At 71.7% G+C, this 12666-nt stretch carries 11 protein-coding genes; 9 read left to right on the forward strand and 2 right to left on the reverse strand.

Annotated elements, in window-relative coordinates:
- Window positions 1–153 precede the first annotated feature (153 nt).
- The 9 genes from gatC (at window position 154) to ACFUNE_RS07975 (ending at window position 11045) form a co-directional block, all read left to right on the forward strand.
- Entirely contained in the window at window positions 154–450 is a 297-nt protein-coding gene (gene gatC, locus ACFUNE_RS07935; RefSeq protein WP_014153935.1) for an Asp-tRNA(Asn)/Glu-tRNA(Gln) amidotransferase subunit GatC, read from the forward strand.
- Between the two features lie 5 nt (window positions 451–455).
- Window positions 456–1958, forward strand: coding sequence for an Asp-tRNA(Asn)/Glu-tRNA(Gln) amidotransferase subunit GatA (gene gatA / locus ACFUNE_RS07940; RefSeq protein ID WP_383563822.1), 1503 nt, complete (start codon window positions 456–458; stop codon window positions 1956–1958).
- The gene (locus ACFUNE_RS07945; protein ID WP_073745482.1) at window positions 1955–2197 is read left to right on the forward strand and encodes a hypothetical protein; all 243 of its coding nucleotides are present in this window, start codon (window positions 1955–1957) and stop codon (window positions 2195–2197) included. Before gatA ends, ACFUNE_RS07945 begins: the two co-directional genes overlap by 4 nt.
- Before the next feature lie 16 nt (window positions 2198–2213).
- A complete protein-coding gene (gene gatB / locus ACFUNE_RS07950) occupies window positions 2214–3722 on the forward strand; it encodes an Asp-tRNA(Asn)/Glu-tRNA(Gln) amidotransferase subunit GatB (protein ID WP_383563825.1) in 1509 nt (502 codons plus the stop codon).
- A gap of 301 nt (window positions 3723–4023) precedes the next feature.
- On the forward strand, window positions 4024–6135 hold the full coding sequence (locus tag ACFUNE_RS07955) for a phosphocholine-specific phospholipase C (RefSeq protein ID WP_383563828.1): 2112 nt from the start codon (window positions 4024–4026) through the stop codon (window positions 6133–6135).
- Window positions 6136–6345: 210 nt separating this feature from the next.
- Window positions 6346–6900 carry a GNAT family N-acetyltransferase gene (locus ACFUNE_RS07960; RefSeq protein WP_383563830.1) on the forward strand — a complete coding sequence of 185 codons (555 nt, stop codon included), beginning with the start codon at window positions 6346–6348 and terminating at the stop codon, window positions 6898–6900.
- 50 nt (window positions 6901–6950) lie between these two features.
- Window positions 6951–7610: a hypothetical protein gene (locus ACFUNE_RS07965; protein ID WP_383563833.1), complete on the forward strand. Its 660-nt coding sequence runs from the start codon at window positions 6951–6953 to the stop codon at window positions 7608–7610.
- Between the two features lie 127 nt (window positions 7611–7737).
- Window positions 7738–7947: a hypothetical protein gene (locus ACFUNE_RS07970; protein ID WP_383563835.1), complete on the forward strand. Its 210-nt coding sequence runs from the start codon at window positions 7738–7740 to the stop codon at window positions 7945–7947.
- A gap of 2 nt (window positions 7948–7949) precedes the next feature.
- Entirely contained in the window at window positions 7950–11045 is a 3096-nt protein-coding gene (locus tag ACFUNE_RS07975; RefSeq protein WP_383564162.1) for an AAA family ATPase, read from the forward strand.
- A 109-nt stretch (window positions 11046–11154) separates the two neighbouring features.
- Here the strand turns inward: ACFUNE_RS07975 and ACFUNE_RS07980 are convergent, their stop codons facing one another.
- Both ACFUNE_RS07980 and ACFUNE_RS07985 read right to left on the reverse strand, forming a co-directional pair.
- The gene (locus ACFUNE_RS07980; protein ID WP_383563838.1) at window positions 11155–11391 is read right to left on the reverse strand and encodes a DUF6191 domain-containing protein; all 237 of its coding nucleotides are present in this window, start codon (window positions 11389–11391) and stop codon (window positions 11155–11157) included.
- Between the two features lie 86 nt (window positions 11392–11477).
- Window positions 11478–12659: a PQQ-dependent sugar dehydrogenase gene (locus tag ACFUNE_RS07985; protein ID WP_383563840.1), complete on the reverse strand. Its 1182-nt coding sequence runs from the start codon at window positions 12657–12659 to the stop codon at window positions 11478–11480.
- Window positions 12660–12666: the final 7 nt, after the last annotated feature.

The following is a 12666-nucleotide window of genomic DNA, read 5'->3' on the forward strand; positions in this document are numbered from 1 at the left end:
TCCCGGAAGGGCGGAGCCGGCGCGGGGCGAAGGACTGCCCGGTGGCCGATTTGTCCTCAATCGCGGGCCGGGCCCGATCCGCTCGCCACAGGCGTGTCCGGCGACCCCATAGGATTGGGCCAAAACCACACACCAACCCCTGAGGATCGCTGCATGCCTGGCATCACGCGCGAGGAGGTCGCCCACCTCGCCCGGCTGGCGCGTCTGGAGCTGAAGGGCGAAGAGCTCGAGCACTTCGCCGGTCAGCTCGACGACATCATCGGCGCGGTCGCCCGCGTCTCCGAGGTCGCCGACCAAGACGTACCGCCGACCTCCCACCCGCTGCCGCTGACGAACGTCATGCGCGCGGACGAGGTCCGTCCGTCGCTCACCCCCGAGCAGGCGCTCTCCGGCGCCCCGGCCCAGGAGCAGCAGCGTTTCAAGGTGCCGCAGATCCTGGGGGAGGACTAACAGTCATGACGGACATCAGCACCATCATCAAGCTCACCGCGGCACAGACCGCCGCGAAGATCGCCTCCGGCGAGCTGACGGCCGTCGAGGTCACCGAGGCCCACCTGGCCCGGATCGACGCCGTGGACGAGAAGGTCCACGCCTTCCTGCACGTCGACCGCGAGGGCGCGCTCGCGCAGGCCCGTGCCGTCGACGCCAAGCGTGAGGCGGGCGAGAAGCTCGGCCCGCTGGCCGGCGTCCCGCTCGCGCTCAAGGACATCTTCACCACCCAGGACATGCCGACCACCGTCGGTTCCAAGATCCTGGAGGGCTGGGTCCCGCCGTACGACGCCACCCTCACCAAGAAGCTGAAGGCGGCCGACGTCGTCATCCTCGGCAAGACCAACATGGACGAGTTCGCCATGGGGTCCTCCACCGAGAACAGCGCCTACGGCCCGACAGGCAACCCCTGGGACCTCACCCGCATCCCGGGCGGCTCCGGCGGTGGCTCCGCCGCCGCGCTGGCCTCCTTCGAGGCTCCGCTGGCCATCGGCACGGACACCGGCGGCTCCATCCGCCAGCCCGCCGCCGTCACCGGCACCGTCGGCGTCAAGCCCACCTACGGCGGTGTCTCCCGCTACGGCATGGTCGCCTTCTCGTCCTCACTCGACCAGGGCGGCCCCTGCGCCCGCACGGTCCTGGACGCGGCGCTGCTGCACGAGGCGATCGCCGGACACGACCCGATGGACTCGACGTCCATCGACGCACCGGTCCCGCCGGTCGTCGAGGCCGCGCGCAACGGCTCCGTACAGGGCATGCGCGTCGGTGTGGTCAAGCAGTTCTCGGGCGAGGGCTACCAGGCCGGGGTCGTCCAGCGGTTCAACGAGTCGGTCGAGCTGCTGAGGTCCCTCGGCGCCACGGTCGTCGAGCTGGACTGCCCCTCCTTCGACCTCGCCCTTTCGGCGTACTACCTGATCGCGCCGTCCGAGTGCTCCTCGAACCTGGCCCGCTTCGACGCCATGCGCTACGGACTGCGGGTCGGCGACGACGGCACGCGCTCCGCCGAGGACGTCACCGCCCTCACGCGTGAGGCCGGCTTCGGCGACGAGGTCAAGCGCCGCATCATCCTCGGTACGTACGCGCTCAGCTCCGGCTACTACGACGCGTACTACGGCTCGGCCCAGAAGGTCCGCACCCTCATCACGCAGGACTTCGAGAAGGCGTTCGAGCAGGTCGACGTCATCGTCTCACCGACGACGCCCACCACCGCCTTCCCGATCGGCGAGCGCGCCGACGACCCGATGGCGATGTACCTCGCGGACCTGTGCACCATTCCGACCAACCTCGCCGGAAATTCCGCCATGTCGCTGCCGTGCGGCCTGGCCCCCGAGGACGGCCTGCCGGTCGGGCTGCAGATCATCGCCCCCGCCATGAAGGACGACCGGCTGTACAAGGTCGGAGCCGCCGTCGAGGCCGCCTTCGTGGAAAAGTGGGGGCACCCGCTGCTTGAGGAGGCTCCGTCGCTATGAGTGCAATGGCTAAGAAGGCCAAGAACTTCAAGAAGTCCAAGACCGGCGCTTACGTGTCCATGGGTACCACCGCCTTCGGTGCGCTCAGCGTCTACAAGCAGGTGAAGATGGCCCGGTCGGACAACGACACCCTCCGGCTGATCGACGCCGCCGTCTCGGCAGCCGCGATCGTCACCGGCCTGGCGATCCTCTACCGCGAACTCAAGCGTCTCGGCGACGACGACGTCCTGCTGGGCTGAGAGGGAAAGTTTCACCGTGACTGTCATTGACCTGGAGTCGTACGAGGACGCCCTCGCGACGTACGACCCCGTCATGGGCCTCGAGGTCCATGTCGAGCTCGGCACCAAGACCAAGATGTTCTGCGGCTGTTCCACCGAGCTCAAGCAGGACGCCAACTCGCAGACCTGCCCGGTCTGCCTCGGACTGCCGGGCGCGCTCCCGGTCGTCAACGAGATCGGCGTCGAGTCCGCCATCAAGATCGGGCTCGCGCTGAACTGCGAGATCGCCGAGTGGTGCCGCTTCGCCCGGAAGAACTACTTCTATCCGGACATGCCGAAGAACTTCCAGACCTCCCAGTACGACGAGCCGATCGCCTTCAACGGCTATCTGGACGTCCAGCTGGAGGACGGCGAGATCTTCCGCGTGCAGATCGAGCGCGCCCACATGGAGGAGGACACCGGCAAGTCGACGCACGTCGGCGGTGCCACCGGCCGCATCCACGGCGCGTCCCACTCGCTGCTCGACTACAACCGTGCGGGCATCCCCCTCATCGAGATCGTCACCAAGCCGATCGAGGGTGCCGGCGCGCGCGCCCCGGAGGTCGCCAAGGCATACGTCGCCGAGCTCCGAGAGCTCATCAAGGCGCTCGGTGTCTCGGAGGCCCGGATGGAGATGGGCCAGATGCGCTGCGACGTCAACCTGTCGCTGCGCCCGCACGGCCGCGAGGCGTTCGGCACGCGCTCCGAGACGAAGAACGTCAACTCGCTGCGTTCCGTCGAGCGCGCCGCCCGCTTCGAGATCCAGCGCCACGCCGCGGTGCTGAACTCCGGCGGGACGATCGTGCAGGAGACCCGGCACTTCCACGAGGAGGACGGCTCCACCACGGCCGGCCGCATCAAGGACAACGCCGAGGACTACCGCTACTTCCCCGAGCCGGACCTGGTGCCGGTCGCCCCCGCACGCGACTGGGTCGAGGAGCTCCGCAAGGAGCTCCCCGAGCTGCCCCGGCTGCGCCGCAAGCGGCTGAAGGAGGAGTGGGGTGTCAACGAGCACGACATGCAGTCCATCCTCAACGCCGGCGCGGTCGACCTGATCGTCGCCACGACGGATGCGGGAGCCCCCTCCGACCAGGCCCGCAAGTGGTGGATGGGCGAGCTCGCCCGTAACGCCAACGAGACGGGCCGCAGCCTGGACGAGCTGCCGGTCACCCCGGCGCAGGTCGCCCGGGTGGCGGAGCTCGTGGCCTCCGGCGACCTCAACGACAAGCTGGCGCGCCAGGTCCTCGAGGGCGTCCTCGCGGGCGAGGGCGACCCGGACACCGTCGTCGAGAAGCGTGGCCTGAAGGTCGTCTCGGACGAGGGCGCGCTGGGCACGGCCGTCGACGAGGCCATCGCGGGCAACGCGGCGATCGCCGACAAGATCCGCGGCGGCAAGGTGGCCGCGGCCGGTGCGCTGGTCGGGGCGGTCATGAAGGCCACCCGGGGCCAGGCGGACGCGGCGCGCGTGCGCGAGCTGATCCTGGAGAAGCTCGGCGTCGAGGGCTGACCCCCGATACGCCCGAGGGGCGGTGCACCCGTGGTCCGGGTGCACCGCCCCTTTTCGCTGCCCGGGGCTCTGCGGATCACACTTCGGCGCCGATCGGTCCGTGGAGTCCCTGGAAGACGTCGCAGGCCCCGGCGCGGGAGGCCCGGTCCGGCCGTGGCGCTTCCCGTGCGGCGGCCCGCGGAGTACGGGGACGCGCGGCGGCCCTGTGGGGGCCGTTCACCGTGAGGCCGTACGGCGGTCTTCCCGGCGCCACCCGGCGTGACTAGCTTCCGAGGCGTAGATACGGAACCGGGAGGCTCACTTGACCACGGACATGTCACGGCGGCGGCTCTTCGCACTCGGCGGCGGCGCGCTCGGCGCCGCGGCGGCGGGATCGTTCCTCCCTCCGTCGCTCCAGGCGGCCATCGCCGCACAGCCCGCCGGCGGGAAGACCGGTGGCGACGGTCTGGACGCCGTCGACCATGTGGTGATCCTGATGCAGGAGAACCGTTCCTTCGATCACTACTTCGGGACGCTGCGCGGGGTGCGCGGCTTCGCCGACCGCAACGCGATCGAACTTCCCTCCGGCACGTCCGTCTTCGAACAGCCCGGGCCGCAGGGGACCACCGTCCTGCCGTTCCCCGTGCGCGAGGCCGCCGAGGCGCAGAAGAAGGACCTTCAGTACATCGGGGCCCTCGACCACTCCTGGAACGGGGGCGCCAAGGCCTGGGCGGGCGGCTGGACGAACGGCTGGATCAGCGCCAAGTCGGCCGCGACCATGGCGTACTACGACCGCCGGGACATTCCGCTGCACTACGAACTCGCGGACACCTTCACGGTCTGCGACGCCTACCACTCCTCGATCCACACCTCCACCAGCCCGAACCGCAACCACCTGTGGAGCGGCAGGACGGGCGCCGAGGCCGACGGCAGGCGGGCGGTGGGGAACGACGCCTACGACGAGGGCACCCACCCGGGATACGACTGGGGCACCTACGCCGAGCGGCTGGAGAAGGCCGGGCGGAGCTGGAAGACGTACACCGAGTGGGAGAACTTCACCGACAACCAGATCGAGTTCTTCACCACCTTCAAGGCGGTCGCCCGCAAGGCGCTGGTGAGGACCGGCGGACACACCTACATGGAGTCCTTCTACGCGGCGGTGCGCGGCGCCGAGGGGGCGGGCGAGCGCGAGCGGCTGCTCGGCCTGCTCGACGACGGCGTCGCCACTCTGACGGCGGCCGAGCGCAGTCTGTTCGAGCGGGGGCTCCGCCGGGTCGAGACGGGCACCCTCGCCGACGAGTTCGCCCGGGACGTGGCGGCGGGGACGCTGCCCGAGGTCTCCTACCTGGTCCCGTCGGCCGTGGACTCGGAGCACCCGAGCGTCTCCTCGCCCGTGCACAGCGCGACGATCGTCTACAGGATCCTCGACGCGCTCGGCAGGCACCCCGACGTCTGGAGGCGCACCGTCGTCCTCATCAACTACGACGAGAACGACGGCTTCTTCGACCACGTGCCGCCACCGGTCGCCCCCGCCGAGGTGACCGAGGAGCAGTGGGAGGGGAAGCCGACGGGGCTCGGAGTGCGGGTGCCCCTGCTCGTCGTCTCGCCCTGGACCGTAGGCGGCCACGTCTGCTCCGAGGTCTTCGACCACACCTCCGTCATCCGTCTCCTGGAGCGGTGGACGGGCGTGGCGGAGCCCAACATCAGTGACTGGCGGCGCCAGGTCACCGGCGACCTCACCTCGGCCTTCGACTTCACACGGGCGCGGCGCCGGCCCGAGACGGAGCGCCCGGCCGCGATCCCGCCGTTCGGCGGACGCTGGCAGCCGAAGCCGCCGGCCGTCCAGCGGATGCCCGTCCAGGAGCCGGGCAGCCGCCCCGCCAGGCCGCTCCCGTACCAGCCCGACGCACAGGCGAGGCGCGTGGACGGGGAGCTGCGGGTGGCCCTCAGCAACAGCGGCAGGTCCTCCGCGCACTTCGCGCTCTACCCCTACGCGCGGGAGTTCCCCGCGCCGCAGCACAGGGACGTCAGGGGCAGGGCACAGTGGACCGTGCCCCTGACCGGTGAGGGGTACCGCTTCACCGTCACCGGCCCGAACGGCTTCCGGCGGGAGTTCGAAGGAGCTGCCGACGGCGCCGCCGAGCTCGCCTCCCGCATCGACGCCCACGAACGGGACCTGCACCTCACGCTGCGCAACAACGGCCGGCGGACGCTGACCTACACCGTCCGGCCGCTCGGCTACGTCGACGAGGACGACCTGCGGGACTGGAGCCGGACGGTCAAGGTCAAGCCGGGGCGCAGCCGCACCCTCGTGCACTCGGCGGCCGACGCCCACGGCTGGTACGACCTGCTGGTGACGGTCGACGCGGAAGGCTCCTTCCGCCGCCGGCTGATGGGGCACATCGAGAACGGGCGGGCGAGCGTCACCGGCTGACCGGACGGGACGGGCGGCCCGGGACGGCGCCGCTCCGGGTGTCGGCGACGTCAGGAGCCTCCGGGGGGCCGTTCGGCCGGGGGCCCGGGGAGAGCCGCCGGCCGAGCGCCACCGCGTGCGAAAATCCCGGGGGAGCGCGCTGGACGAACGCCGACCGACCGGTCGCGCAGCGCGCCCACCGAGCGTCACGAAGAACCGAGGAGAGTCACTGTGTTCACGGTGTCACTGGGCGATGACGGGGCGGAACTCCGCCCCCTGGAGCCCTGGCAGGCGGAGGAGTTCCTGGCTCACATGGACCGGGCGCGGGCTCTGGTCGACCCCTGGATCCCGTTCGCGGCGGCCGCCACGGACCTCACCTCCGCACGGGCGCTGCTCCAGCGGTACGCGGACAAGCAGGCGGCCGACACCGGACGGCTCTACGGCATCTGGCTGGAGGGGACCCTGGTCGGCGGTGTCCTGTTCCGGATATTCGAGGCGGAGACCGGCAACTGCGAGATCGGCGTCTGGCTGGAGTCCGCCGCCGAGGGCCGGGGCCTGGTGACCCGTGCGTCACGGAAGCTGATCGACTGGGCCGTCGACGTCCGGGGAATGCACCGGGTGGAGTGGATCGCGTCCTCCGCCAACACGCGCAGCGTCGCGGTGGCCGAGCGGCTCGGAATGACCCGCGAAGGCGTGCTGCGCGAGGCCTATCCGTACCGCGGCAAGCGTCACGACGAAGAGATCTGGGCCGTCCTGGCCCCTGAATGGCGTAAAGGACGGGGCTGAGGCGCTCAGTGTTAAGGAGGTTCTCATACGGGACCCCTAGCGTGCGGCGCATGAACACCACCCCCTCCACCCCGACCACTGACGACACCGAGGAGAAGAAGGCTGCGGACGGGACCGCCGCCGCGCCGGTCGTGACGAAGCAGGCCGGCCCCAAGCAAGAGGCCGTGCCGGACGGCGTCGCGCCGGGCGTCACCGCGTCGGACGTCACGGAGATGGACGTCGCCGCGACGGACGCGGCCGCGGAGGACGGCCTGGAGGCCGACCTGGAGCCCGACCCCTACGCCGAGGCCGAGGCCGCGGCAGCCTCCGGGGTCGGCACCGGAGCAGCGGCCGTCGTGGCCGCAGGGCTCGGCATCGTTTCGCTCTCCGGCGCCTGGACCGGTCGCGTCGCAGCCGAGCGCGAGACCCTGATCGGCCAGATCAAGACCTCCGGCGGTGGCAGCGCCGCCCAGCAGATCTCCGAGATCTACGGCGACGCCTGGCACAGCACGGCCCTCGTGAACGGACTGTTCGCGCTGCTCGCGCTGCTCGTGGGCGTCTTCGTCCTCGTCCGGCCGGCCTTCGGCGCCCCCTCCGTCCGTCCGCAGGCGGGCTGGGTCCGCTCCGTCGCCTTCGCGGGCGTCGCGCTCGGAGTCCTCGGCGTGCTGATCTCCGTAGGCATGTACCTCGACCTGTTCGTCGCCATGCCGTCCGCCGCCGCCGGAGGCTGAGGCCCCTCGGGCAGCCGCCTAAGGCATCCGGCACCGGGGCCTAAGGACCCCTCCCCGCAGAGATGCGGCACTCGCCCGATGTGGCGGCACCCCCTGGCGTACGAGAGTTGGGGCACGGCAAGAAGCCGTGCCCCAACTCTCGTTCCGCTTCAGGGAGAAGACCATGTACGAGTACGAGATCCACCAGCTCGCCGTCGCCGAGCTGATCCGCAGGGCCGAGGAGCAGCGCACCGTCCGCCGGGCCGTGCTCGCCCGCCGCGCCGCCCGTCGTGCCGGACGGGACGACACCGAGGGGCGGGTGGGAAAGAACCGGAGCTGGTTCGTCCGTGCCGCGTGACGATGGACGTCCTGCGTAAATCGGTGGCCGGGGTGTCGTACGCGTATGCGATGCTCAGCGGCGTGGAGACCAACACCGTCAGCCCCGTCTTCGTCGGCCGGGCCGGGGAACTCGCCGCGCTCACCGACGCGCTCGCCCGCGCCGCCGTCGGAGAGCCGCAGGCCATGCTCCTCGGCGGCGAGGCGGGCGTCGGCAAGACCCGGCTGGTCGAGGAGTTCATCACGGCGGCCGGCCGCCGTGATGCCGTCGTGGCCGTCGGCGGATGCGTGGAGATCGGAGCCGACGGCCTGCCCTACGCGCCGTTCGCCACGGCGCTCCGCGCCCTGCGCCGCGCGATGCCGGAGGAACTGGCCGAGGCGCTGGCCGGACAGGTGGGCGAGCTCGCCCGGCTCCTGCCCGAACTGGGCGAGGCCGACAGGGCGCCGAACGACGAGCACGGCACCGCCCGGCTCTTCGAGCTCGCGGCCCGGCTGCTGGAACGCGTCTCCGCGACCCGCACCGTCGTCCTCGTCCTGGAGGACCTGCACTGGGCCGATGCCTCCACCCGGCATCTGCTCGCCTACCTCTTCCGTACCCTGCGCAACGGCAGACTCGTCGTGATCGCCACGTACCGCGCCGACGACGTCCATCGGCGCCACCCCCTGCGCCCGCTCCTCGCCGAGCTGGACCGGCTCCGCACGGTCCGCCGGATCGAACTCGACCGCTTCAGCCGCAGCGAGGTCGGCCGGCAGCTCACCGGCATCCTCGCCATGGTTCCCGACGCCTCGCTGGTCGACGACATCTTCGACCGATCCGACGGCAACGCCTTCTTCGTCGAGGAGCTCGCCCGCAGTGTGGAGTGCTGCGGCGACAGCTCCGGGCTCTCCGACTCGCTCCGTGACCTCCTCCTCGTACGGGTCGAGGCACTCCCCGAGGACGCCCAGCGGATCGCCCGGATCATCGCCGAAGGCGGCTCCACGGTCGAACATCCGCTCCTCGCCGCCGTCGCCGGCCTCGCCGAGGACGATCTCGACGAGGCGCTGCGGGCGGCCGTCGGGGCCAACCTGCTGCTGCCCGCCCCCGACACCGACGGATACCGCTTCCGTCACTCGCTGGTGCGCGAAGCCGTCAGCGACGACCTGCTCCCCGGCGAACGCACCCGCCTCAACCGCCGCTACGCCGAAGCGCTGGAGGCCGACCCGTCGCTCGTGCGCGCCGACGAGCGCGCGGCACGCCTCGCCAGCTACTGGTACGCCGCGCACGACGCGGTCCGAGCACTGCCCGCCGTGCTCCAGGCGGCCGTGGAGGCCAGACGCCGCTATGCGTACAGCGAGCAGCTCCGGCTGCTGGAAAGAGCCATGGAGCTCTGGGACGACGTCCCCGACGCGGTACGCGCCACCTTGCGGCCCCTCGACCACGCCGAGGCCTACCCGGGCTGCGGCTGCGAGCCGGGGGCCGACCCGCTGCGCTACCTCGACCTGATGGCCGAGGCGACGGTGGCCGCACGGTTCGGCGGCGACCGCGAACGGGCCATGACCCTGACGAAGAAGGCCCTGCGCATCCTGGACGGAGAGAAGGACCCGCTGCGCGCGGCGTGGTTCTGGGTGCAGCGCTCCCTGCTGATGCAGAGCCTCTCCCGGGGCGACGGCCGACAGGAACTGGCCACCGCCGAGGACCTGGTGCGAGGGCTGCAGCCGTCCGCGGTGCACGCCGACGTCCTGGCATCCGTCGCGAGCTGGGGCGCCCTGCACCGGCCGGGACCCGAGACCCTCGTCGCGGCCGACCGGGCCGTCGAGTACGCACGGCTCGTCGGCGAGGAGTCCATCGAGCTGCACGCCAGGCTCACCCGCGGCTGGCTCACGATCGACGCCGGTGACGTCGAGGAGGGCGTCGCCGAGATGTACGACGTCCGGAACCGGTCGGAGGAGCTGCACCTGGTGGGCGTCATGAGCCGCGCCTCCATCAACCTGCCCTCCTCGCTCGAATCCACCGGACGCTCCCTGGAAGCGGTGGCCGCCGCCGACCACGGCATCGGCATCTGCAACCGCCACGGGCTCCCCGAGTCCGAGGCCTGGGTGCGGGCCAACCAGGCGCAGTCGTACTTCTCGCTGGGGCACTGGGAGGAGAGCCTGGCGGCGGCGGACGCCGCGGCTCCGTTGGCCCGGTCCCGCAAGTCGAACGGTCTCGTCGCCGCCCGGCGCGCGGATCTGGCCCTGGCCCGCGGCGACTTCGAGGAGGCCGAGGAACAACTGGCCCTGAACCGCCGACATCTAGGACTCCACGACCCACAGCCGCAGCACCTGATCTGCCCGGTCCGGCACGCCATGACCCTCGCGGCCCAGCAGGGCAGGCTCACCGAGGCACGGGCCATGTTCCAGGCACAGTCCGACGCCGGCCTGCCCGCGGGAACGCAGCGGTATGCCCTGCCGCTGCTCCACACCGTCGCCACGATCGAGGCCGACGCGCGCGGGCTCCCCGCCACGGACCCCGGACGGCCCGCGATCCTGGAGCGGATACGCGGCCACCTCAAGCGGCTGCCGATGCTGGTGCCCGTCTGGGCCGCCTACGGTGTGCTGATCGAGGCGGAACTGGCCCGGGCGGAAGGGGCGGACACCCCGGACCATTGGTGCCGGGCCGCCGCGGCCTTCGCTCCGCTCCGGCGCCCCTACGAACTGGCCCAGATCCGCCACCGCTGGGCGGAGGCGATCCTTGCCGCCTCGGGCGACCGGACACCGGCCGCGGGACTCCTGCGCGAGGCCCACGCCGTGGCCCTGCGGCTCGGCGCGCGGCCGCTCGCGGAGAGGGTCGAGCTGCTGGCCGGCCGGGCCCGTATCGCGCTCACCGCACCGGGTGCAGCGACCGGGGGCGAGGCCGCCGGGCCCGGTGATCCGGCCCCGGTGGTGGACGCGATCGAGTCGTTCGGGCTGACCTCGCGGGAGCAGGAGGTGCACCGGCTGGTCGCGGCGGGATACACCAATCGCCGGATCGCGGAGGAGCTCTACATCTCGCCGAAGACGGCGAGCGTCCACGTCTCCAACATCCTGGCCAAGCTGGGCGTCTCCAGCCGCGGAGAGGCAGCCGCGCTGGCGCACCGCTTCCGCCTGTACGCGGTGGCGTGAGGCCCCCTGGGGTGAGTCTGTGACCTGGCCCCCAGCTGAGGTGAGCCCGTGGCCGGGCCCCAGGGAGGTGAGCACGTGACCCGCACCCGGCGGCGGGCCTCCAGGGGTCTCAATCGCCGGGCGGGCCCTGCTCCGGCTCTTCGCTGTCGGCCTCGGGCCGGTCGTCGCCGACCCGGCCGGCCTCGCGAGCCGGGCGGTGGAGTGTCACCTTTCCCGAGGTGAGGTCTATGGGGCCCCGAGCGGGGTCGCCGATTCCCAGGTCCACCCGGCTCAGCTCGAGCCGCTTCTGCTCCTCAGCCGCGTGCTTGCGGCCCGGCGCGAACAGCTCCTCGAAGAAATTGAACACGGGCTGTGCTCCCTCCGACGTCGTGCCGACGACCCGCCCGGGCCCGCCCGCCCCGGCGCGGGGCAGATCGGTCCGACGGCTCCCGGCTACCGCACCTTCAGCAGCAGGATCCGGTCGTCACTCTGCTTCGGGGTGCCGCGGCCGTCCGTGTTGCTCGTGACCAGCCACAGCATGTCGCCACCCGCGGCGAGCACCGTGCGCAGACGGCCGTACTTCCCTTCGAGGAACGCCTGGGGAGCAGCCAGGGGTTCCCCGTCCGCCTTGCCCGACAGCGGGATCCGCCAGAGCCGCTCGCCCCTCAGTCCCGCCATCCAGATCGATCCCTCGGCGTACGCGATGCCGCTCGGTGAGGCCTCGGACGTCTTCCACTGGGCCACCGGGTCGACGAATCCTGTCTTCCCTTCCTTGCCCTCGACATCGGGCCAGCCGTAATTCCGGCCCGGCTCGATCAGATTCAGCTCGTCCCAGGTGTCCTGGCCGAATTCCGCCGCCCAGAGCCGCTTCCCGCTGTCCCAGGCCAGCCCCTGCACATTGCGGTGCCCGTACGAATAGACCAGTGAGTCGCCCTCGGGATTGCCGTGCAGCGGCTCGCCGTCGGGCGTCATCCTGAGGATCTTGCCCGAGGGGGACGACTTGTCCTGGGCGAGTCCCGTGTCACCCGTCTCGCCCGTGCCCGCGTACAGCATGCGGTCGGGGCCGAACGCGATCCGCCCGCCGTTGTGGATGGAGCCCTTCGGGATGCCCCGCAGGATGGTGTCCGGGGCGCCCAGCTGCTGGCCGGCCGGCTTCTTCTCGTCGTACTGGAGGCGGGCGATGCGGTTGTCCGACTCGGTCGTGAAGTAGGCGTAGATCAGATGGTCCGCACCGAAGGTCGGAGCGACGGCGAGGCCGAGCAGGCCGCCCTCGCCCGACGGCGCGACCCCCGGCACCGAGCCCAGCAGCGTCTTCCTGCCGCTCTCCCCGTCGATCCGGGTGATGGTCGCCTTGTCACGCGAGGAGACCAGCAGATCGCCCCAGGGCAGTGCCGCGAGGCCCCAGGGAGACGAGAGGCCGTCCGTGAGCGTCTTCACCACCTCCACCGAGCCCTTGGCCGGCGGCAGGTCCGCCGGAGGGCTCGCCGAGCCCGCGGGGGCCGATGAGGCACTCGCGGGGGACGAGGAGGCGCCCTCGCCGGCCGCCGGGCCGTCACCGGACGAGCAGGCGGACAGCAGGAGGGAGGCCGAGGCGAGCAGGGCCACCGCCCCCTTGCGCAGCACGGGACTTTGCACAGCACCG

The sequence above is a fragment of the Streptomyces sp. NPDC057287 genome (genome assembly GCF_042667905.1).
GTDB lineage: Bacteria > Actinomycetota > Actinomycetes > Streptomycetales > Streptomycetaceae > Streptomyces.

What these genes read in the sequence shown, in the direction of transcription:
- gatC (WP_014153935.1), top strand. Translation starts at nt 154, where the DNA reads ATGCCTGGCATCACGCGCGAGGAGGTCGCCCACCTCGCCCGGCTGGCG.
- gatA (WP_383563822.1), top strand. Translation starts at nt 456, where the DNA reads ATGACGGACATCAGCACCATCATCAAGCTCACCGCGGCACAGACCGCC.
- ACFUNE_RS07945 (WP_073745482.1), top strand. Translation starts at nt 1,955, where the DNA reads ATGAGTGCAATGGCTAAGAAGGCCAAGAACTTCAAGAAGTCCAAGACC.
- ACFUNE_RS07965 (WP_383563833.1), top strand. Translation starts at nt 6,951, where the DNA reads ATGAACACCACCCCCTCCACCCCGACCACTGACGACACCGAGGAGAAG.
- ACFUNE_RS07975 (WP_383564162.1), top strand. Translation starts at nt 7,950, where the DNA reads ATGGACGTCCTGCGTAAATCGGTGGCCGGGGTGTCGTACGCGTATGCG.